Annotated in this window: 22 protein-coding genes; 19 read left to right on the top strand and 3 right to left on the bottom strand. The window is 58.2% G+C overall.

The annotated features are described in order from the left end of the window. The first annotated feature begins 79 nt into the window (after window positions 1-79). From V6093_RS04820 to V6093_RS04750, 15 genes are all read left to right on the top strand, one after another. Window positions 80-742 (top strand): RraA family protein, encoded by a 663-nt coding sequence (locus V6093_RS04820; RefSeq protein ID WP_180688137.1) that lies wholly within the window; start codon window positions 80-82, stop codon window positions 740-742. Between the two features lies 1 nt (window position 743). Continuing rightward, the gene (locus V6093_RS04815; protein ID WP_265979055.1) at window positions 744-1,409 is read left to right on the top strand and encodes an RraA family protein; all 666 of its coding nucleotides are present in this window, start codon (window positions 744-746) and stop codon (window positions 1,407-1,409) included. Continuing rightward, window positions 1,406-2,035 carry an RraA family protein gene (locus V6093_RS04810; protein ID WP_180688135.1) on the top strand — a complete coding sequence of 210 codons (630 nt, stop codon included), beginning with the start codon at window positions 1,406-1,408 and terminating at the stop codon, window positions 2,033-2,035. Before V6093_RS04815 ends, V6093_RS04810 begins: the two co-directional genes overlap by 4 nt. Further along, on the top strand, window positions 2,032-3,240 hold the full coding sequence (locus V6093_RS04805) for a pyridoxal phosphate-dependent aminotransferase (protein ID WP_346641172.1): 1,209 nt from the start codon (window positions 2,032-2,034) through the stop codon (window positions 3,238-3,240). Before V6093_RS04810 ends, V6093_RS04805 begins: the two co-directional genes overlap by 4 nt. 270 nt (window positions 3,241-3,510) lie before the next feature. Next, on the top strand, window positions 3,511-4,152 hold the full coding sequence (locus tag V6093_RS04800) for a DUF4286 family protein (RefSeq protein ID WP_265979060.1): 642 nt from the start codon (window positions 3,511-3,513) through the stop codon (window positions 4,150-4,152). Next, window positions 4,152-5,483, top strand: a complete 1,332-nt coding sequence (locus V6093_RS04795) for an MFS transporter (RefSeq protein WP_265979062.1) — start codon at window positions 4,152-4,154, stop codon at window positions 5,481-5,483. The genes V6093_RS04800 and V6093_RS04795 overlap by 1 nt, the downstream gene beginning before the upstream one ends. 72 nt (window positions 5,484-5,555) lie before the next feature. Then, window positions 5,556-6,242: a 5-oxoprolinase subunit PxpB gene (gene pxpB / locus V6093_RS04790; RefSeq protein ID WP_108078642.1), complete on the top strand. Its 687-nt coding sequence runs from the start codon at window positions 5,556-5,558 to the stop codon at window positions 6,240-6,242. Continuing rightward, window positions 6,239-7,204, top strand: coding sequence for a biotin-dependent carboxyltransferase family protein (locus V6093_RS04785; protein WP_265979066.1), 966 nt, complete (start codon window positions 6,239-6,241; stop codon window positions 7,202-7,204). Before pxpB ends, V6093_RS04785 begins: the two co-directional genes overlap by 4 nt. A 15-nt stretch (window positions 7,205-7,219) precedes the next feature. Then, entirely contained in the window at window positions 7,220-8,002 is a 783-nt protein-coding gene (locus V6093_RS04780; protein ID WP_265979068.1) for a LamB/YcsF family protein, read from the top strand. Continuing rightward, the gene (locus V6093_RS04775; RefSeq protein WP_108078645.1) at window positions 8,002-8,436 is read left to right on the top strand and encodes a biotin/lipoyl-containing protein; all 435 of its coding nucleotides are present in this window, start codon (window positions 8,002-8,004) and stop codon (window positions 8,434-8,436) included. Before V6093_RS04780 ends, V6093_RS04775 begins: the two co-directional genes overlap by 1 nt. Next, window positions 8,429-9,805 carry an acetyl-CoA carboxylase biotin carboxylase subunit gene (gene accC, locus V6093_RS04770; protein ID WP_265979071.1) on the top strand — a complete coding sequence of 459 codons (1,377 nt, stop codon included), beginning with the start codon at window positions 8,429-8,431 and terminating at the stop codon, window positions 9,803-9,805. Before V6093_RS04775 ends, accC begins: the two co-directional genes overlap by 8 nt. After that, on the top strand, window positions 9,795-10,196 hold the full coding sequence (locus tag V6093_RS04765) for a hypothetical protein (protein ID WP_265979073.1): 402 nt from the start codon (window positions 9,795-9,797) through the stop codon (window positions 10,194-10,196). The genes accC and V6093_RS04765 overlap by 11 nt, the downstream gene beginning before the upstream one ends. 82 nt (window positions 10,197-10,278) lie before the next feature. Then, window positions 10,279-11,511 (top strand): OprD family porin, encoded by a 1,233-nt coding sequence (locus V6093_RS04760; protein ID WP_265979075.1) that lies wholly within the window; start codon window positions 10,279-10,281, stop codon window positions 11,509-11,511. A gap of 74 nt (window positions 11,512-11,585) precedes the next feature. Beyond that, window positions 11,586-12,497 carry a LysR family transcriptional regulator gene (locus tag V6093_RS04755; RefSeq protein WP_108078649.1) on the top strand — a complete coding sequence of 304 codons (912 nt, stop codon included), beginning with the start codon at window positions 11,586-11,588 and terminating at the stop codon, window positions 12,495-12,497. Window positions 12,498-12,527: 30 nt separating this feature from the next. Then, the gene (locus tag V6093_RS04750) at window positions 12,528-13,442 is read left to right on the top strand and encodes a LysR family transcriptional regulator (protein WP_265979078.1); all 915 of its coding nucleotides are present in this window, start codon (window positions 12,528-12,530) and stop codon (window positions 13,440-13,442) included. Window positions 13,443-13,898: 456 nt separating this feature from the next. On the opposite strand, the gene V6093_RS04745 is transcribed toward V6093_RS04750, so the two are convergent. Then, window positions 13,899-14,813: a LysR substrate-binding domain-containing protein gene (locus V6093_RS04745; RefSeq protein ID WP_108078651.1), complete on the bottom strand. Its 915-nt coding sequence runs from the start codon at window positions 14,811-14,813 to the stop codon at window positions 13,899-13,901. 120 nt (window positions 14,814-14,933) lie between these two features. Here V6093_RS04745 and V6093_RS04740 point away from each other — a divergent pair, with 120 nt between their 5' ends. From V6093_RS04740 to fliE, 4 genes are all read left to right on the top strand, one after another. Then, window positions 14,934-15,851, top strand: coding sequence for a DMT family transporter (locus V6093_RS04740; protein WP_323055202.1), 918 nt, complete (start codon window positions 14,934-14,936; stop codon window positions 15,849-15,851). Continuing rightward, complete coding sequence (locus V6093_RS04735; RefSeq protein ID WP_265979082.1) at window positions 15,851-16,651, top strand: NAD(P)H-dependent oxidoreductase; 801 nt, start codon at window positions 15,851-15,853, stop codon at window positions 16,649-16,651. Before V6093_RS04740 ends, V6093_RS04735 begins: the two co-directional genes overlap by 1 nt. 33 nt (window positions 16,652-16,684) lie before the next feature. Continuing rightward, window positions 16,685-16,978 carry a DUF1330 domain-containing protein gene (locus tag V6093_RS04730; RefSeq protein ID WP_108078654.1) on the top strand — a complete coding sequence of 98 codons (294 nt, stop codon included), beginning with the start codon at window positions 16,685-16,687 and terminating at the stop codon, window positions 16,976-16,978. A gap of 95 nt (window positions 16,979-17,073) precedes the next feature. Next, the gene (gene fliE, locus V6093_RS04725; RefSeq protein WP_108078655.1) at window positions 17,074-17,403 is read left to right on the top strand and encodes a flagellar hook-basal body complex protein FliE; all 330 of its coding nucleotides are present in this window, start codon (window positions 17,074-17,076) and stop codon (window positions 17,401-17,403) included. 8 nt (window positions 17,404-17,411) lie between these two features. Here fliE and V6093_RS04720 read toward each other — a convergent pair whose 3' ends face one another. Further along, on the bottom strand, window positions 17,412-18,755 hold the full coding sequence (locus V6093_RS04720; RefSeq protein ID WP_108078656.1) for a HAMP domain-containing sensor histidine kinase: 1,344 nt from the start codon (window positions 18,753-18,755) through the stop codon (window positions 17,412-17,414). Further along, window positions 18,752-19,432 carry a response regulator transcription factor gene (locus V6093_RS04715; protein ID WP_108078740.1) on the bottom strand — a complete coding sequence of 227 codons (681 nt, stop codon included), beginning with the start codon at window positions 19,430-19,432 and terminating at the stop codon, window positions 18,752-18,754. The genes V6093_RS04720 and V6093_RS04715 overlap by 4 nt, the downstream gene beginning before the upstream one ends. Window positions 19,433-19,456 lie beyond the last annotated feature (24 nt).

Genomic DNA, 19,456 nt, shown 5'->3' with positions numbered 1-19,456 from the left:
CAAGCTTAGCTTCTTCGTAATATACGTATCAAATCTCGGCGCCGATACTCAAGCCTCACCTACAAGAGGCCTGCAACAGATGAGCTTGAAAGCCCCGCTTGAACGCCTGGCTGCGCTCGATACCAACACAGTGTCGGACGCGCTGGACTTCCTCGAACTGCCTGGCGCCACTAACGGCCTGCTGCCGCTCTGGAACTGCCCCAAAATTGTCGGCCGGGCAAGCACCGTGCAACTGGGGCCCAAGCAAGACGTGGCGCCCACGGTTCACCTTATTACCCCGGTGGTAGAACGAGTCACTACCGACGACCGCGTGCTGGTGATTGCAGGGGGCGTCGACGGTATCTCCAGCTGGGGCGACATCCTGGCCAACGCGGCCCAGCGCAAAGGCATCCGTGGGTCGATCATTGATGGCTTCAGCCGCGACATCCGCGGCAGTGCCGATATCGGTTACCCGGTCTTCGGTCGCGGCGTGACCATGATCAGCGCGCGCAACCGGCTCATCCAGATCGACGCGGCCGTCAAAGTTCGCATGGCTGGTATTGAAGTTGATGAGGGTGACTATGTGATCGCCGACGAATGCGGCACCGTTTTCGTGCCGGCCAATGCCATCGAGGAAGTGCTTGATTTGGCCGAGCGTATTGACCGCCGCCAAGCCGGCATGGTCGACGCTGTCCGTGCCGGTCGCTCGGTCGAAGAAGTCATGCACGACACGCAATTCGAAGCCATCAAGGTGGAGCACTGACATGAGCCTTTCTGATAAAGACCTGGTTGCCTTGTTTGACGGCTTGGATACCCCGGGTGTGTCCGACGCGATGGATAAACTGGGCATTCCGGGCCAGGCCTTCGGTATCTCGCCATTGGCCAACTACAGCCAGGTCGTCGTCGGCCCTGCCTTCACTGTTCAGTACGTCAGCGCGAGCACACCGCCCGGTACTGTCGGTGACTTCATTGATGAAGTAGCACCAGGCGATGTGGTGGTCATCGCCAATGACGGCCGTACCGATTGCACGGTGTGGGGCGACATCATGACCCAGTACGCACTGGCCCGGGGTATAGCCGGCACGGTCATTGACGGTGTCTGCCGCGATGTGAACAAGGCGCTGGGCGAAGGCTACCCACTGTTCAGCAAAGGCCGTTTCATGCGTACCGGTAAGGACCGCGTGGAAGTCGTGGCTGTAAACCAGCCGGTGTCGGTTGGCCAAGCTCGAGTCTGCGCCCGCGACATCGTTGTCGCTGACGCCAACGGTGTCGTCATCGTCCCGCGCAATCGTGCGCAGGAGGTCGCTGAAACGGCACGTCGCATCGAACATGTCGAAGCACAGATCCGCGAACAGATCGCCACTGGCAAGAGCCTCAAAGAAGCTCGTGCCGCCCTCGGATACCACTCCCTGCAGAGCAAACAGCCATGAGCCTTCCACACGATTATCAGAACATTGCAAAGGTCCTCGGTAGTTCCACCCTGTATGAGGCCTCTGGGCTGCCATCTGCAGTCGACCGCGAGATTCGCGCTGTCTGGAAGGGCGCCTTCATCGCCGCCCCCGCTTACCCGCTGCAGTGTTCGCCTGGTGACAACCTGGGCTTGCACTTGGCCGTGGCAAAAGCGCCGCGCGGTAGCGTCTTGGTCTGTGATTGCGCCGACTTCATTGCTGGCTACTGGGGTGAAGTGCTCACGGTGGCGGCGGAAGCCGCAGGCATTGTCGGTTTGGTAATCAATGGCGGCGTACGCGACATCGCCGCGCTTGAAGCGCATGGCTTCCCGGTGTTCGCGCGGGGTATATCGGTCAAAGGTACTGTCAAGGCGACTACGCCTTCAGTAGGTAAACCGTTCGACTTCAGCGGTGCACAAGTAAGCGCCGGCGATCTGGTCGTCGCGGACGAGGACGGTGTGATCATCATCCCGGCGGATGCAGTCGAACGCACGCTACGCGAAGGCCAGAAACGTGCGGACAAAGAAGCAGCGTTCATGGCCAAGCTGCGCGAAGGTCACACCACCATGGACCTGATGGGCCTTACTCATCCGGAGGAACACGCGTGAGCCTGGAAACGCTGAACCGTCGCTTGGAGGCTGCCAAGCCTTCGGCAACCTACAAGATCATCGACCGCGTGGCTGCGCGACGCGCAGAAGGGGCGAAGATCATTTCGCTTTGCGCGGGTGAGCCTGACTTCGATACGCCGGAGCACATCCGTACCGCAGCCATCAGTGCAATCAACAATGGTCATACTCGTTACACCCAGGTGGCTGGCCTTCGTGCGTTGCGAGAAGCCATCGCGCGTAAATACCAGCGTGAAAATGGTCTCGACGTCAGCTGGCAGGATACGCTGGTTTGCAGCGGCGGCAAGCAAGTCATCTTCAATGCCCTGGCCGCAACCCTCAACGAAGGCGACGAAGTTGTGATCCCCGCGCCGTACTGGGTCAGCTATCCAGAAATGGTTGAGCTGTGTGGTGGCGAGTCGCGCATTGTCGCTTGCGGCGCCGAATCGAGCTTCAAGCTGACCCCGCAAGCACTGGCCGAAGCCATCGGCCCGAACACCCGCTGGCTGATCCTGAATTCGCCGTCCAATCCCACAGGCGCTGTGTACGATCGCGACGAACTGCAGGCTCTGGCTGAGGTGTTGCTGGCCCATCCGCAGGTTCTGATTCTCGCTGACGACATCTATGAGCACCTGATTTTCGACAATCGTGACTTCCTCACGTTTGCCCAGGTTGAACCACGTCTGGCTGCACGAACGTTGACCATGAATGGCGTGTCGAAAGCCTATGCCATGACGGGTTGGCGAATCGGGTTTGCTACCGGTCCCCGCTGGCTGCTCGAGGCGATGGAGAAGCTTCAGGGGCAGCAGACCTCAGGTGCCTGTTCCATCTCGCAGCACGCAGCAATCGCTGCCCTCGACGGCCCGAAAGATTTCATCGCCCATAGCCGCGAAGTCTTCCAGCGGCGTCGCGATTTCATGGTCGAGTTGCTCAACCAAGCGCCGGGCATCAACTGCGAAATTCCAGGTGGGGCTTTTTACGCTTTCGCCGACTGTTCAGGGTTGATCGGCAAACGTTCTCCCGCCGGTTGTGAGTTGGTCAATGATGAGGCAGTGGCCCTGGCCTTGCTGGAGGAGGCCAACGTTGCAGTCGTTCAGGGCAGTGCTTTTGGTCTTTCAGGCTACTTACGCATTGCCTACGCGCTCGATGATGACTCGCTGCGTGCGGCGTGCCAGGCCATCCACCGCTTCTGTGAGGACGCTCGATAGCTAGATAACGACGCTGAAGTAGAGCAGCGGAAGGCTGCACCTCCTGAATTGCATACGTGCGATACAGGTGGTGCAGCCTTTTTGTTTGGACGCAGCCAATGTCCGCTCTGGATGGGTGCTGACAAGTTATCTAATGACTCAAAAAGACGCAGAAACACGAGCTGTTTGAAAAGTTTTTTCTATCAAAAATGGGTAAAAAAACTCGTTTGCCTAAGTTTTTTCTATCGATGAACATAGCCACAAGGTCAAGCCACCCTGAGGAAAATAACAATGAACGGCTCACCATTTGGTATGTTATTTGTTGCATCTGACATTGATGCAGTGCATGAACTTGAATTCAACCGTTGGTACGACGAGGAGCATCTTCCGGACCGTGCATCGATGGCCGGAGTGATTAAGGCAACACGCTTTAAATCCCCATCCGATTTTCCAAAATACCTCGCGCTCTATTGGGCAGAGGGCATCTCTGCATTCGACTGCCCGGAATATGCGCATGCGTTCAAGTACCAGTCTGTCTGGTCCAAGAAGATTCTTCCGCTCATGCAGAACCCCACCCGCCGCATCGGTGAAGCTTTCGGGCAATTTGACCAGCCTGGAGGGGACTGGGTGGCAGTCGTCGCAGCAGCCGAAGCAACTGAGCTTCGCACGCTGAACACGCTTCATTCAGCACTTGCCGAGATCCCAGGGTATATCCAGAGCTACTCTATAAGTCCGGTGCCAGCGCTGAGCTTGCCGTTGCCCCAAGAAGCCGGCAACCCGCGGCCGATGGTTCCCATGCTCATCGTGGAATGCGCCAGCGAAAGTGCGGCGCGACAGGCTGCCGAATCCAGCCTGATCCATTTGCCCACCGGTAGCACCCATTTTGGCGTGTATCAGAGCCTGAGCAAGGACTCGGTCGGGGAGGTGCGTTGATGAACACTTCGATCGCATCCGTGGATCAGTCAGGCCCCATCAGCAGCGAAAATTCTGGCAAGCGTGCCGACATCAGGCGACTCGCCGCTGCCAGCTCGATCGGGACTACGCTCGAATGGTATGACTTCACGGTCTACAACCTGATGGCGGCGCTGGTCTTCAATGTCATCTTCTTCCCTTCGTTCGACCCGTTGGCGGGTACCGTCATTGCGTTCTCCACCTACGCGGTAGGCTATGTCTCGCGCCCTCTGGGCGGGATCGTCTTCGGCAGCCTGGGCGACAAGCTCGGCCGGCGCTGGGTTTTGGTGGCGACACTGATTTTGATGGGGACGGTGACCGGGTTGATGGGGTTGTTACCTACCTATGAAACCTGGGGTATTTGGAGCCCAATCCTTCTGGTCCTGCTGCGTTTCCTGCAAGGGGCGGCTATTGGTGGGGAGTGGGCCGGATCAGTACTGTTGTCCATGGAGCATGGCGAAGATCGCCATCGTGGTCGGAATGCTTCCTTCACACAGGTAGGTCCGGCCTGCGGGACCCTGTTGGGTGCCGGGTTCATTGCCTTGATCACTTTCGTCATGACGCCCGAGACGTTCCAGGAATGGGGCTGGCGTATTCCATTCCTGTCCAGTGTCCTGTTGGTGATGCTCGGGTTCTGGCTGCGTCGGGGTGTAGATGAAACACCGGTATTCAAGTCGATCGAGGCGAAGGAAACCAAAGTCGACGCACCGGTGCGGGAAGTGTTCGTTGGGCACTGGCGGCGGTTGCTGGTCGCAGGCGGCGCACGTATTGGCTCGGACATCGTCTACGCGTTGCTGGTGGTATTCACGCTCGCTTATGTGACCAACGTCCTGCACTTACCTCGTTCTACCGCGCTGACTGCCACGATTATCGGTTCCGTGTTCCATGCCGTCAGTGTTCCGCTGTTCGGTATGCTCTCCGACCGATTGGGGCGCCGGCCGGTCTACGCATTGGGAGCAGTGCTATCGCTTGGCTGGGGGTTTGTGTTCTTCGTGCTGCTGGATACCGCATCCCCCGTGCTCATCTGCCTGGCAGTCATTGTCGGCATGATCTTCCAAGCAATGATGTTCGGCCCCCAAGCTGCTTTCGTTACCGAGCAATTCCCCACTCGCGTCAGGTATGCCGGATCGTCGTTGGCCTATACCTTGGCCGGCATTGTCGGAAGCGGACTGGCCCCACTGGTTATCACGGGAATATTCAAGGTATACGAGTCTTCGTTCGCAGTCAGCCTATATATCGCCGGCGGGCTGATCATCACCTTGATAGCGCTTGCATTCGCACGTGAAACCGCGAAGAAACCGTTGGAAGAATAATCCGAAATAGACAGGAAACTTCCTGATGCCCAATTGGGGTTGCCTGTCAAAACTTCGCTGTGGGATCAAGCCATGCAAGATATAGACATTATTGAAACGCCTGCCGCCGAATTATTGTTTAGCCCGTCAGGGTGTGGTGCAGTGCTTGTTGATAGTTCCCAGCCGGTGTTTTCGCCAAGTGTGCAACGAAAGTTTTTTTCACTGGCGCGCGCACTGGAAACTGATCAACAGATCAGTGAATTGGTGCTCGGGGTGAACAATCTGTTGGTCATGTTTGACCCGTTCGTTAGTTCACCTTCGACGATTGAACAACTGATTCAGAGCCTTTGGCTGTATCCCGACGCGCTTCCTTCCACCCCCAGGGTTATGGAAATCCCGGTGAGCTACGGCGGTGAAGCCGCTCAGGACCTGGCCATGCTCGCCGAGCACGCGGGGTTCAGCATTGATCAGTGGATCGAATGTCATAGTAACGCAACCTATGAGGTGGCGTGCGTCGGCTCCATGCCCGGCTTCGCCTACCTGTCAGGGCTACCCGCTGAATTGGCCAAACCCAGAAGAGCGTCCCCGCGGGCACAGCTCGCCAAAGGTACTGTGATTATTGGTGGGGCGCAGGCCGGAGTAATGCCGTGCACCGCACCATCAGGCTGGCACGCGATAGGGCGTACTGACGTCGATCTGTTCGACATTCAAAGACAGCAGCCATGCCTGCTGTTGCCCGGCGACCAAGTCCGGTTCCTGGTTCGGGAGGTCGCGTCATGATCGAAGTACTGAGTGGTGGTGCACTGAACCTGGTCCAGGATCTCGGGCGCTCGGGGTGCATGGCGATGGGGGTGAGCCGCAGTGGCGCCATGGATGCGCCCGCACTGATGATTGCCAACTGGCTGGTTGGCAACCAGGAGAACGCTGCAGGGCTTGAAGTGACCATCTTTCCGTTCCGTTTCAAGGCGAAACGCGAGCTACGCGTCAGCTGCACCGGTGCACACTGCGCACTGAGCGTGGATGGGCATCCCGTACCCAGTTGGACTTGTCTGGAAATCAGGCCCGGCCAACAGGTAGTGGTTGAGCGACCACGCTTGGGGGTCAGGGCTTACCTTGCGTTTTCAGGTGGTGTTGACGCACCGGTGCAATTGGGTTCCCGCGCGACAGATCTGAAGGCGGGATTCGGCGGTCATGAAGGGCGGGGCCTCAATCGTGGTGACCGTCTTCGACTATTGCCCCAAAGCCTTTCGTTACCAGGACGTGCCATCCTGCCCCTTGAGCGTGTGCAGTATGCAGAGGCTATGCGCGGCCAGCAGGTGACAGTGCGGGCGATCGCGGCAGCTCAGGCTGACGACTTTTCCTCCGCTTCGTTGGACGCGTTCTATTCCAATCCCTACGAAGTCACCCCGCAGGCCAACCGCGTCGGTTACCGCCTGCAGGGCCAACCCCTGCAGACCCTTCGACCCATCGAATTGCTCTCCCATGGCATTGCGCCGGGCACTGTCCAGGTGCCGCCGGCGGGGCAACCCATCGTGCAACTGGCGGAAGCCAATACCTGTGGCGGCTATCCGAAGATCGCCACGGTGCTCGATTGCGACCTCTGGCGCCTTGCCCAAGCGGGCGTCGGCTGCAGCATCCATTTCAAGCCCGTCACTGTGGCCGAAGGCATCGAAGCCCTGGCCCAGCACCGTGCGGCGCTCGCGAACATTCAGCGATACCTGGGCGTCAGCCCAACAGCCTGATTCGAGGAACAGACAATGAACAACAAGACCTTACGCATCGATATCAATTCGGACATGGGCGAAGGCTTCGGCCCCTGGAAAATGGGTGACGATGACGCCATCCTCGATATCGTCACCTCTGCTAACGTCGCCTGCGGACTGCATGCCGGCGACCCTGAGATCATGGCTACCACCTTCGCCCAGGCCAAAACCAAGGGCGTAGCAGTGGGGGCACACCCCGGTTTTCCAGATCTGTGGGGTTTCGGTCGCAGGGTGATTCCGCACACGACTGGCGAAATTGAGCGCTTCGTCGCCTACCAGGTCGGTGCGGCTGTGGCGTTGTCCAGTTACGCCGGTCACCCCATCACGTACGTCAAAGCCCATGGCGCGCTCGGGAATCTCACCCAAACGGACCCCGAGGTTGCCAAAGCGATCGCCAAGGCCGTTAAAGCCGTCGACCCCACGCTCGTCTGCGTCACATTCGCGGGTGGACTGATGATTCCGATTGCCAATGATATGGGCCTCGAAACTCGTGCAGAGGTCTTCGCGGACCGCGCTTATACCGAGGCCGGCCATCTGGTTCATCGTAAAGAGCCTGGTGCAGTGCTCCACGACGTGGATTTCGCCGCCCAGCGCATGCTGCGCATGGTTCAGGCAGGCGGTATCGAAACGGTGAGCGGACGCATGCTTCCAGTTCATATCGACACCATCTGTGTGCACAGCGATACGCCAGGTGCGATCAGCATGGCTCGGGTGTTACGCAAGACCTTGGAGTCGGCCGGCGTCGAAGTCTGTGCTTTCGCTGGGGGCTCACGCTGATGGAAAAACCCCTTGTCGAACGGCTGGTCAGCCTGCTCGAAAACAGCGCACTGAGTGAAATCGAATACTCGGCAGACGGCACCCGTATCCGGTTGGTGAAAGAGTCGGGGCAAACGATGCCCATGCAGCCTCGCCCACCTGAAACGCAGCCACCTATGGTAACCCCGACACGCCAGTCGAGCTGGACCATTGATGCCGGATTGACTGGCATTTTCTACCGCGCCCCTTCGCCAGATGAGTCCGCTTTCGTCGATGTCGGTACTGCCATCGAGGAAGGCCAGCAGGTAGGAATCATTGAGGCGATGAAGATGCTTAACGTGCTCGAAAGCGAGCGCAGCGGGCGTGTGGTGCGCATCTTGGTAGAGGACGGTGCTTCGGTAGAGGCAGGGACGCCGCTGTTCGAGCTGCAATCGATGGAGGACGCCTATGTTTGACTCAGTGTTGATCGCCAACCGAGGCGAGATCGCCTTGAGAATCCTGCGAGCTTGCCGGGCATTGCAGATTCGGACTATTGCTGTGCATTCCTCGGCAGACGCCGATCTGCGCCATGTGCAATTGGCCGATCAGGCCCTGTGTATTGGCCCCGCAGCCTCGGCTCAAAGTTACTTGGATATCAGTCGCCTGCTGGAAGCCGCCGAGCTAACCGGCGCGGGCGCCATCCACCCCGGCTACGGTTTTTTGTCTGAGCGCGCCGATTTTGCCGAGGCTGTAGAACGCTCCGGTCGAGTCTATATCGGCCCCACCGCTGCAGCCATTCGCCTGATGGGCGATAAGGTCAGTGCCAAGAAAGCCATGCTGGAATCCGGCGTGCCTTGCGTGCCCGGCTCGGAAGGCGCTCTACCTAGCGACCCACAGGCGGTGGCTGATATAGCCCGAGATGTGGGGTATCCGCTGATTGTGAAGGCTGCAGGTGGCGGAGGCGGGCGGGGAATGCGCATCGTCCGCGAGCCAAGCCTGTTGGCTCAGGCGGTGGTTACCACGCGGGAAGAAGCCAATCGTGCGTTTGGTAACCCGGCCCTTTACATCGAACGTTTTCTCGAAAATCCGCGGCATATCGAAATCCAGATCCTGGCAGACGGATTCGGCAATGCGGTATGGCTCGGTGAGCGTGACTGTTCCATGCAACGGCGACATCAGAAGGTGATCGAAGAAGCTCCGGCCCCCGGTGTTTCGCGAGAGGCGATTGCAGAGATCGGGCAACGCTGCGTCGACGCCTGCGTGCACATCGGCTATTGCGGCGCGGGCACTTTCGAGTTTCTCTACGAAGACGGGGCTTTCTACTTCATCGAGATGAACACCCGAATCCAAGTCGAGCATCCGGTGACTGAGTTGGTGACCGGTATCGATTTGGTGGTGGAGCAGTTGCGAATCGCCCGGGGGGAGCCTCTGTCGTTCGGCCAGAAGGATGTCGCCGTGACCGGGCACGCGATTGAGTGTCGCATAAACGCCGAGGACCCGTGGCGGTTCACGCCGGCTCCGGGCACAGTCGACCATTGGCTTCCGCCTGGCGGCCCGGGAGTTCGTGTCGAGTCCCATCTGTATTCCGGGTACCGCGTACCGGCCCATTACGACTCGCTGGTGGCCAAGATGCTTACATATGGCAGCAACCGCGAGGAGGCCGTCAGCAGGATGCGCCAGGCACTAGGAGAAACCGTGCTGGAGGGGATTCCATGCACTATTCCACTGCACAGACGGTTGATGGATGAACCTGGCTTCACAGCTGGCGGCTACAACATCCATCACCTGGAACATCTTTTCGAACAAGGCTTTGGTCAGACTGCGGAGATCCCTCATGAGCGTTGAAGAACTCGCGGTACTGGTTGAGCAGTTGCAGGGGCGAGGTATGGCGCGATGTGAGTACGAAACTGAGCAGGGGTCGGTGGTTCTGGTCTTCGCGTCACATTCCCGTACATGTGTCGTGGAACCCGTTCAACTGCCTGTCCCGAGTCGCCAGGATACTTTGGTCGAGGCTCCGAAGGCCGGCCGGTTCTTGTCTTCCCACCCTTTGCAGGGCGTCGCTCTGGCATGCGTTGGCGAACCTGTCGAGGCAGATGCAATCATCGGCTTCATTCAGGTTGGTGAGTCCCTTCAGCCCGTCAAAGCGAAAGCCGCCGGCGTCATGGCCGGCTATTGCCCGGTCGACGGCGAGCTTGTCGGCTACGGGGCGCCAATCGCCAGGCTGATCCCTTCCTAAGGGAAAGCCAGCAAGCGCACGACCGTATCGTGCGCGCTCCCTCCCGCGGTATTCATCTATATCAAGAAGAAGAGGTCGCTGCATGCGTGCACATTGGCCCGTGGTACCTGCTGTCCTGTGTTTGACCTTTGCAACGGACCTTAGAGCCGCTGGCTTTCTCGAAGACAGCCGAGCAAACGTCGACTTCAGAAACCTGTATTTCGATCGAGACTTTCGCCAGCCTGGAGGTAACACTGCGAACGGTCAAAGCCAAGCACGGGAATGGGGTCAAGCCGCCGTTCTGACACTCCAATCCGGATTTACTCAAGGCGCGTTTGGGCTGGGGATCGATGGCGCCGCCATGACCGGACTCAACCTCGATTCCAGCCCAGATCGTGCAGGCACCGGCATGTTCCCAACTGAGCGTGACGGCAGTTCGGAGGAAGAATTCAGCCGACTGGGCGCGAGCTTCAAATTGAAGTACTCCAAGACGCTTGTTCGCTCAGGTGTCATGGCGTTTCGTAAGCCCGTGCTTCAAAGCGCCGACTCTCGTCTGCTACCTGGTCTGTTCAAAGCCACCACGCTGGAATCCAGTGAGCTGGCGGGCCTCACGCTTCAGGCTGCACGCGTGACCAAGACGATGGGTTTGGATTCATCTAACTGGGAGCGGCTGACCAGCCGCTATGGCGGGCACAGCGACGATTTCACCCTGTACGGAGCTGATTACGCGCTGAATGATAAAAGCCAACTCCGGGTGTATTACGGCAAGCTGGACGGGATTTACCAACACACGCTGGCCAATTACCTAGGGCGCGTCGATTTCACGGCGGATCGACACCTCTCTTTCGATTTGCGCTGGGCGAAGGCGGGGGATGTAGAGGACTTTCGCGACATCGACAACAGGGCAGTGGGCGCGTTGGTAGGGTTCCGCCAAAAGCACCACACATTGAGTGTGGGCTTCCAGAAGATGAGCGGGCGCGATGCTTATCCGTACGTAACCGGAACCGATCCCTACCTCGTTAACTTCGTGCAGATCCTGCAGTTCTCCAATGCTGGAGAGCGTTCGTGGCAGTTGCGCTACGATCTGGATCTGGCCGCATGGGGTGTTCCTGGGTTGAGCTTCATGAGCCGATATGTCCGGGGCGACCAAGTTCAGCTTTCGAGCGGCGGCGAAGGACGAGAATGGGAGCGCAATAGTGAGCTCACCTATGTCATCCAGGGCGGCTCATGGAAAAACGCCTCAATCAAATGGCGCAACGCCACTGTCCGCTCAACCTTTGGTAATGATATCGACGAAAACCGCCTCGTGATCAGCTACCCACTGAGCCTGTTCTGATGGATCATCGACCTTAGATCGAACGCCCCGCTTGGTAGCGGGGCTATCCGCCGGATCGAGCTCGTGGGGAATCAATGAATACGCGTTTCATCGAGGCGTTTTTGCAGATTGCAAGGCTGAAAAGCTTCAGAGCCGCGGCCGAGCATCTGCACCTGACCCAAGCTGCCATATCCAACCGGATCGCTTCGCTTGAAGAAGAGATCGGTGCACGGTTGTTTGAGCGGGAAACACGAGAGCTCAAGTTGACTGCGGTCGGCTCGCGGCTGGTCGACTATGGCGAGCGCATGCTGGATTTGGAACAAGAGATCCGCCACCTGGGCCGGCCCAGTCACGAAGTTTTGGGATTGGTACGTATTGGCGCTGTGGACAGCGTGGTGCATACCTGGTTGATCGACTTCCTGAAACGCTTGCAATCGACATACCCTGGAATCGAGGTGCAACTGACTTCGGAAACCAGCGCTGGCGTTCACAAAGCTTTACGTGACGGCATGATCGACATTGCTCTACAGACGCATCCGATTGAGGGTGATGGGATCACCAGCATTCCGTGCCTCTCTATCGCAACGGGATGGATAGTCAGCAATCAGGCAATGATCAGCGCCCAGCAGCCCATTCTAGATTTACTCGGCCAACCAACCATTACCATGAGCCAGAACTCACAACCCCATCTGGTGCTCAAGGAGCTCTACCGCAGGTTCAGTCTCCCTGTTGGAAAAACCCATCATGTCAGCTCTATCTCAGCACTCGTGCAACTGGTTGAGGCAGGCTTTGGCAACGCGTTTGTGCCTCTTGCGCCGGTGCGCTATGCCATTGAGTCGGGGCGAGTCAGTCTGGTGGACTGCGGTGTGGCAATTCCTAACCAACCATTAGTTGTAAGCTATACCCAGGCGCATTCATGCGAGGCCATTCGGTTGGTCGCAGAGCTAGCGTGTGTAGAGTGCGATCAGTATGTGCGAGCACTCGTACCGCCCTACGCTGCCACCTAATTTTTTCTGCCGGCTAAATGTGTAAACGAGATGCTTGATCGACTGCGTTCCATGGAAGTATTTGTTGCCGCAGCCAACACTGGCTCATTTGCCGCCGCGGCTGTCCAGTTGGGTATGTCTGCGCAAATGGTGGCACGCCACGTACTGGCGTTGGAAGATCGGCTGCAGGTCCGGCTGATCAACCGAACGACGCGAAAACAAAGCCTCACGGAAATTGTACAACGTTATCTAGGCCGTTGTAGAGACGCGCTTGCGGCCTTCGATGCAGCCGATGTCTTGGCGATGGAAGCACATGAGCAACCTCATGGTCGGCTACGCATTAGCGCACCCCACCAGTTTGGTTCGCATAGCCTGATGGCGTTTGTTGGGGAGTTCATGCAGCGATACCCGAACATTGAGATAGACCTCAGCTTGACCGACCGTGCGGTGAACATCATAGAGGAGGGTTTTGAAGCAGTAGTGCGCATCGGTGACCTGGGTATTGGCGACAGCAGTAGTTTGGTCGCGCGTCCATTGGGGGGCTATCAGATGCTGACCTGTGCTGCGCCGGATTATCTGAGAGACCACGGTGTACCTACGCATCCCAGTGATCTGTACCGGCATCAGTGCCTCGGCTACGTTTTTTGGGATCGGGTTGTCTATGACGAATGGCTGTTCACCCGCGATGATGAGCTGTTCAAGATACGTGTCGGAGGGCGACTTCAGGTGAATGATGCCGTGGCCCAGCTAAATGCCGCACGTTCTGGCCTAGGCATATTGCTGGGAGCCGAAGATCTGGTGGAAAAGTCACTGGAGTCTGGAGAATTGATTCAGGTGCTTCCTGAGTATCAAGCGCCCTATAAGCTGGTGCATCTGATCTATCCAGTAGAAAAGCAACGGAGCGTAAAGCTGCAGCGATTCGTTGATGAGGCTGTTGAGCGGTTTGGGTCTCGAGCCCCACGCTGAAGCAAAACTATTTTAGCTTTTCAAGAAAGGGCTTCCAGTGATTCTTTTCGATACTTGTACGCTCATTGCCATTCAGGCCCAGTGCCGCTTGGGTGTCAGGGGAGGGTGAGAGCGCAGCGTTTAATTTTCATTAACTCCACGATTGGGAATTGCCAAGCTAGCTTAGATGCTGTTGAACCTAATAGGAGCGAGCCCAATGGTACAAAATTTTTGGATGCATAACTTGACGAAAATGCGTTCGATGCAACTCGCGCATCCTTTATCAACCGCCTAGCAGGATATGGCGCATGAAGTGATAAGCCTGCAAAAATTCTCAGACTTGCTATAACAGGCAATCGAGAAAATGTACCACGACCAATAAGCTTCATGGTAAATGGCCGTGGCGCTCGAAGTCGCTAACCAAGGGGTGGACATACCTCAAGTTAATTCACTGGTCGATATTTTGAGTAATAGTTCTTATGCAACCCCCGTCGTACGCTCCGATGCGTCATGGAAGAACCATTCGTACAGCGCTTTACCGCCTGCACTTAATGGCTTGTCAGTGCCATAGACAACGTAGTACCCCTTGCCAGTGATCAGGGAATGCTCGAATAGCTGAACCAGCCTGCCGTTCCCCAGATCCTCCTCTATGAGCCACGGGCTGGTCAGCACCAATCCCTGGCCCCTTCTTGCGGCATCGATTGCCAGCTCGGATTGATCAAATCGTAGTCCGCTTACTTTGCCAGTCGGAGAGGCACCGGATTGGGCCAGCCAGCGAGACCAGTTTGCATGAGAGGTGGTATGAATCAGGGTGGCGCGCCACAGGTCTTCGAGCGTCAGAAGCTGAAGTTGCTCTCGATATTGTGGGCTGCAGTAGACCCTTACTTCATCACTTAAAAGGAGGCGGCTGTGAAGTTTTTCATCATGACCGTCGAAGTGCCTAACTGCGAGGTCGTAAGTGCCCGCACAAAGGTCGACCGCCTCTGCGTTGGCGTTTAGATGAAGTTTTAGGTCCGGCAAGCGTTGAATCAGATCCGGCATGCGCTGAGCAAACCAAGTGCTGGCAAATGCCGGAGGCAGGCTCAAAGACACGTTGAACACGAACTTACCCAACAGGCTGGTATGAGTTTCATCAATTTGCGCCAAAGCAGGCTGAATCTGCTGCCAATAGCGCACTGCTTCTTCAGTGGGTTGAAGTTTGCGGACACTTCGAATGAACAATGGTATGCCGAGCCATTCCTCCAGCTTCCGCAGTTGCTGCCCTACCGCTCCAGGGGTCACGAACATCGATTCTGCCGCCAGCTTTGCGCTGCCCGTACGCATGACAGCATCAAAAGAGACGATGGCTTTGAGCGGGGTGTCTGGTCGCATGATGCAGTTTTTCTCTTTCATAGGGGCAGAATAGATGATTTGTAACGAGTCGGTTTCGCCGAGACAATCGCAACATCAGATTCGACAGGATAACGCGCGGTGCACTCAAGAAAGCCAGTGGATGTAGCAGCCACCGCAATCATGGTCGCCCTTTGTCTGACGTGGGGGGCGCAACAAGTCGCGATAAAAGCAATAGCAGGGGCCTTAGACCCGCTGATGCAAGTCGCCCTCCGCTCGGCGATCGCGGCATGCTTTGTCTGGGTATTCGGCCGAGTGATCACTCGCGACCCTTGGCTACCCAATCTCTGGTGTCGTTCTGGAATGATTGTGGGATTGCTCTTTGCAGCAGAATTTCTGTGCATTGCTCAAGGACTGCGCTGGACGACCGCATCCCACATGGCCGTGTTCCTTTATACGGCGCCACTCTTTGCAGCCATTGGGCTACATGTCCGCTTGCCCGAAGAGCGACTAGGAGTACGGCAATGGATCGGTGTCGGCATCTCGTTTGCCGGGATCGCTGTGACGTTTTTAGCAGGGGGCGAAAATAGCATCAGTCAGACCGGATTCACTCAGGGGCTGCTCGGCGACGCAATGGGTCTCCTCGCAGGTGCCGCTTGGGGGCTCACGACGGTCGTTGTACGTTCGAGCAAGCTCAGCGATGCACCGGCGAGCCAGACACTTTACTACCAACTCATGGGGGCGGCGTTGGTGCTGCTGCCGTTGGCAATGCTTGATGGGAGAGGCAGTTTTCCTGCGTTTAGCGGCATTGTCTGGACGAGCATGATTTTTCAAACCCTGGCTGTCTCGTTTGTCAGCTACCTGATCTGGTTCTGGATGCTCAGACACTACCTGGCGGCCCGGCTGGGCATCATGGCGTTCATGACGCCGCTATTTGGCGTTCTCCTCGGCATCTGGCTGCTGGACGAAGCGGTCTCTGACGGATTTATCGCAGGTGCCTTTCTTTCTCTCGCTGGCCTGCTGATGGTCAACGTTTCCTCGAGGGCCAAGCGCCCCATACCTCAGCCACGATTGGCTTCTCAACCAGGGGAATTCCGCTGATGAAAGTGCTCATTGTTCACGCCCACCCTGAACCGCAATCCTTCAATGGTGCCATGACCCGGACAGCCGTGCGCGCGCTGACTCAGCAAGGACACCAAGTGCAAGTGAGCGACCTCTATGCGATGGGCTGGGAGTCGGTACTAAGCGTCAATGAGTTTTCCGAGCTGAATGACTCAGGCTTCTTCAATCCCGCAAAAGAGCAGGAGCACGCTCAACAAACCGGCACCATTTGCTTCGAAGTCGCCCAAGAGCAAGCGAAGGTGCGCGACGTCGACTTGGTGATTTTCCAGTTTCCTGTGTGGTGGTTTTCGATGCCCGCGATTCTGAAAGGCTGGGTTGATCGGGTATTCAGCAAAGGCTTCGCCTATTCATCCGGGCGCAAGTACGACACGGGTCTCCTGAAGGGCAAACGGGCGATGTTGAGCATTACGACGGGGACAGCCGACACGCTCTATTCGCCCAGCGGGATCGATGGCGACTTGCACCATGTCCTTTGGCCGATCCATAACGGCATCCTTGCCTACACGGGATTTGCCGTGCTTCCACCCTTTGCCGCCTGGATGCCAGCGCAGGTTACGCCTGAAGAAAGGGAGGAATATCTTCAATCTTATGCGCAGCGACTTTGCGCTCTAGAAGAAATCGAACCTCTGTTCTTCCATCCGCGCGAGGACTATGACGACAATCAGCAACTGAAGCCGGGTGTGCGAGCGCGCTCGGGCGTGCAGTGGAATCCCCGGGCGGATCAAACTTTTGCGGCGTCTGCCTCATCTTTCGCCGACAGAACCAAGCAACGCACCTGACTGTGTCATCCAATCACCCAGGGGGGACTAAGCATGAAAGGTTACTGGATCATCTTTGGCGCGGCCGTTACCGACGCGCAGGCGCAACAGGAGTACGGTCGGCTGTGGGGGCCCATAGCTGAAAAATATCAGGCGACAATAAAAGTGCTGGGGGGCGACGCGCTGCTTGAGGCGAATGGCACAAACCGGGTACTAACCGTGGAGTTCCCGAGCTATGCCCAAGCGAGAGCATGCTATGAAGATCCCGCCTATGCAGAAGCCAAGGCCTTTGCGCTACGTGCATCTCGACGTGAACTCATCATCATTGAAGGGGAGCTAGGCGACTAGCACACGCCGCATGAGCGCTCTTTAAATTTTATTAACTGTGACCCCTGTCCCCGGCTGGTTACCGTTGCTCTTCCAAATCCCAGGAAGCGAGTTCGATGGTACAAACTATTAAAATGGACGACATGCTGCTGGACATGCGCGCGATGCGTTCCGCATCCGCGCTGTCGATCCCCGCTCATCAGGCACAAGCCTCGGCCAGCCAGACAGGCTTCAGCGATCTGTTCAAACAGGCGCTGGAGAAGGTACACCAGAATCAACAGGCCTCCGGACAATTTGCCAAGGCATTCGAAGTGGGTAATGCACAGGTGGACCTCACGCAGGTGATGATAGCCTCACAGAAGGCCAGCGTTTCCACCCAGGCCCTGGTTCAGGTCCGCAACAAGGTCGTCCAGGCCTATCAGGACATCATGCAAATGCCGGTGTGAGGTCGCTGCTACTCCTTGCACTGAATCACCACTCGTAAGCCCGGGGCCGCATCCTCCATGAGCAACCCATAGCCATGCAGGCGCACCACCGCGGCCACGATGGCCAGCCCCAGTCCGGCTCCGCTGACCTGCTGATCGCGGGTGCAGCGGCCGAAGCGCAACAGCACATGCTCGCGATCTTCAGCCGGTATGCCCGGGCCGTCGTCCTGCACCAGCAGATATGGGCCTGCGGCGGACTGGCCCAGTTCTATCCGCACCGTGCCGCCAGGCGGAGTGAACTTGATTGCGTTGTCCAGCAGGTTGATCAACGCCTCCGTCAGCAGTTCGGCATCGGCCAGCAGCGCCGGGCCTGCCTGCACCTGGGTGGTGAGGGTGATGTTGCACTCCTCGGCAACCGGCCTGAAGTCGGCCGCCAACGAGCTAACCAGCGATGCAGGGTCGAGCATCTTCATGCCGGCTCTGCGGCTATGGGTATCGATCTCGGCGACGCGCTGGATAGCGCGAAAGCGGCCCAGCAACTGCTCCGTGGCATCGAAGGCTTCGTGCAGACGCGCCAGCTGGCGCTCGGGCGGCGCGCAGTGGAAGTCTTCGATCATGCGCCGCAGTTGCGCGCGCAGGCGGTTCAGCGGGGTGCGCAGATCATGCGCCAGGTTGTTGCCGACACTGCGCACTTCGCCGAGCAGGTGCTCGACCTCATCCATCATCCGGTTGACCAGCGCCGACAACGCATCCAGTTCGTCGCCGCGGCGCGACAGGGGCAGGCGCAAGGCAAGGTTGCCCTCGGCGATGCGCTGGCTGGTGTGCTGGACCGCGCGGACACGTCGCAAGGGGCGCAGGCCCAGGATCGTGCCCACTACGATGCCGCCGGCAATCGCCAGGCCGCCTGACCACAGCAGCAGCGCCAGAAGCATGTCGCTGATCCCGCTGAGGGTTTTTGCATCGTAGCCGACCAGCAGGATCTGGCCGTTGGCGACCCGCTGCGCGGAAGCCTTGGCGCCGAACTCGAAACCCGGTTCGTTCAGTGCCCGGGGCGTGCCGTCCAGCGGTAGGTCGGCAGGCAGATGCGTGATGTTGCCGGTGAGGTACCGGCCCTCGGCGCTGAACAGCCCGTAGTGAGCAATGCCGCGGATGTCGCCGCGTTGCAGTTGCTCGAGTTCCCGCGGCAGCTCCTGGGGCGGCACGTGCATCAGCGACCGGGCCTGGCCGACCACGAACGCCTCGCCGATCTGGCTGAAGTAGTCGGTCGAGCGCCAGTAGATGAGCGCCAACAGCACCATCATCGCCACCGCCAGCACGCCGGCGTAGCTCACCGTCAGGCGAAAGGCGGTGGTGCGCCACAGGCTAGGCTTCATTCACCTGCATCGAGCACGAAGCCCGAGCCTCGAATGGTCCTGATCGTGGGTTCGCACTGTAGGTCCACCAGCTTTCGCCGCAGCCGGGTGAGATGAACGTCTATCAGCTTGGTACCCGGATCGAAGTTGTAGCCCCAGACGGTCTCGAAGATCAGGCCGCGGGTCACCACCTGACCGGCGTTGCGCATGAGAAATTCCAGCAGCTTGAACTCGGTGCCCTGGAGGTCGAAGTGGCGCTGCGAGCAGGACATCCTGCGCTCCAGCAGGTCGAGGCACAGGTCCTTGAATTGCAGCTGGGTCTTGCGCTCGTCGTGGGCGTGACGGCGTAACAGGGCTTCAACGCGTACGGCCATTTCTTCCGAGGCAAACGGCTTGACCAGGTAATCGTCGCCGCCGGCGCGCAGGCCTTGCACTCGGTCGTCCAGGGTGGCCAGCGCGCTGATCATCAGCACCGGGGTGTTCAGTCCGGCCTGACGAAGCCCGGCAACGATGGCCATCCCATCCAGGCTGGGCAGCATGCGGTCGAGGGTGATGACGTCGTATTGCCCGCCAAGGGCGAGGGCAAGCCCTGCCTGGCCATCGGCGGTGTGGTCGACCTGAAAATCGGCCCGGCGCAGTTCGGTGACGATTTCCTCGGCGGTGGTCGCATCGTCTTCGATGCACAGGGCGCGTTTCACGGGCGATTCTCGGTGGGTGAGCAG

The sequence above is a fragment of the Pseudomonas putida group bacterium ESBL64 genome (assembly GCF_045277175.1).
Classification (GTDB): Bacteria; Pseudomonadota; Gammaproteobacteria; order Pseudomonadales; family Pseudomonadaceae; genus Aquipseudomonas; species Aquipseudomonas alloputida.
Note: the sequence above shows the minus strand (reverse complement) of the source record. Positions and strands in the feature narration are given on the sequence as shown.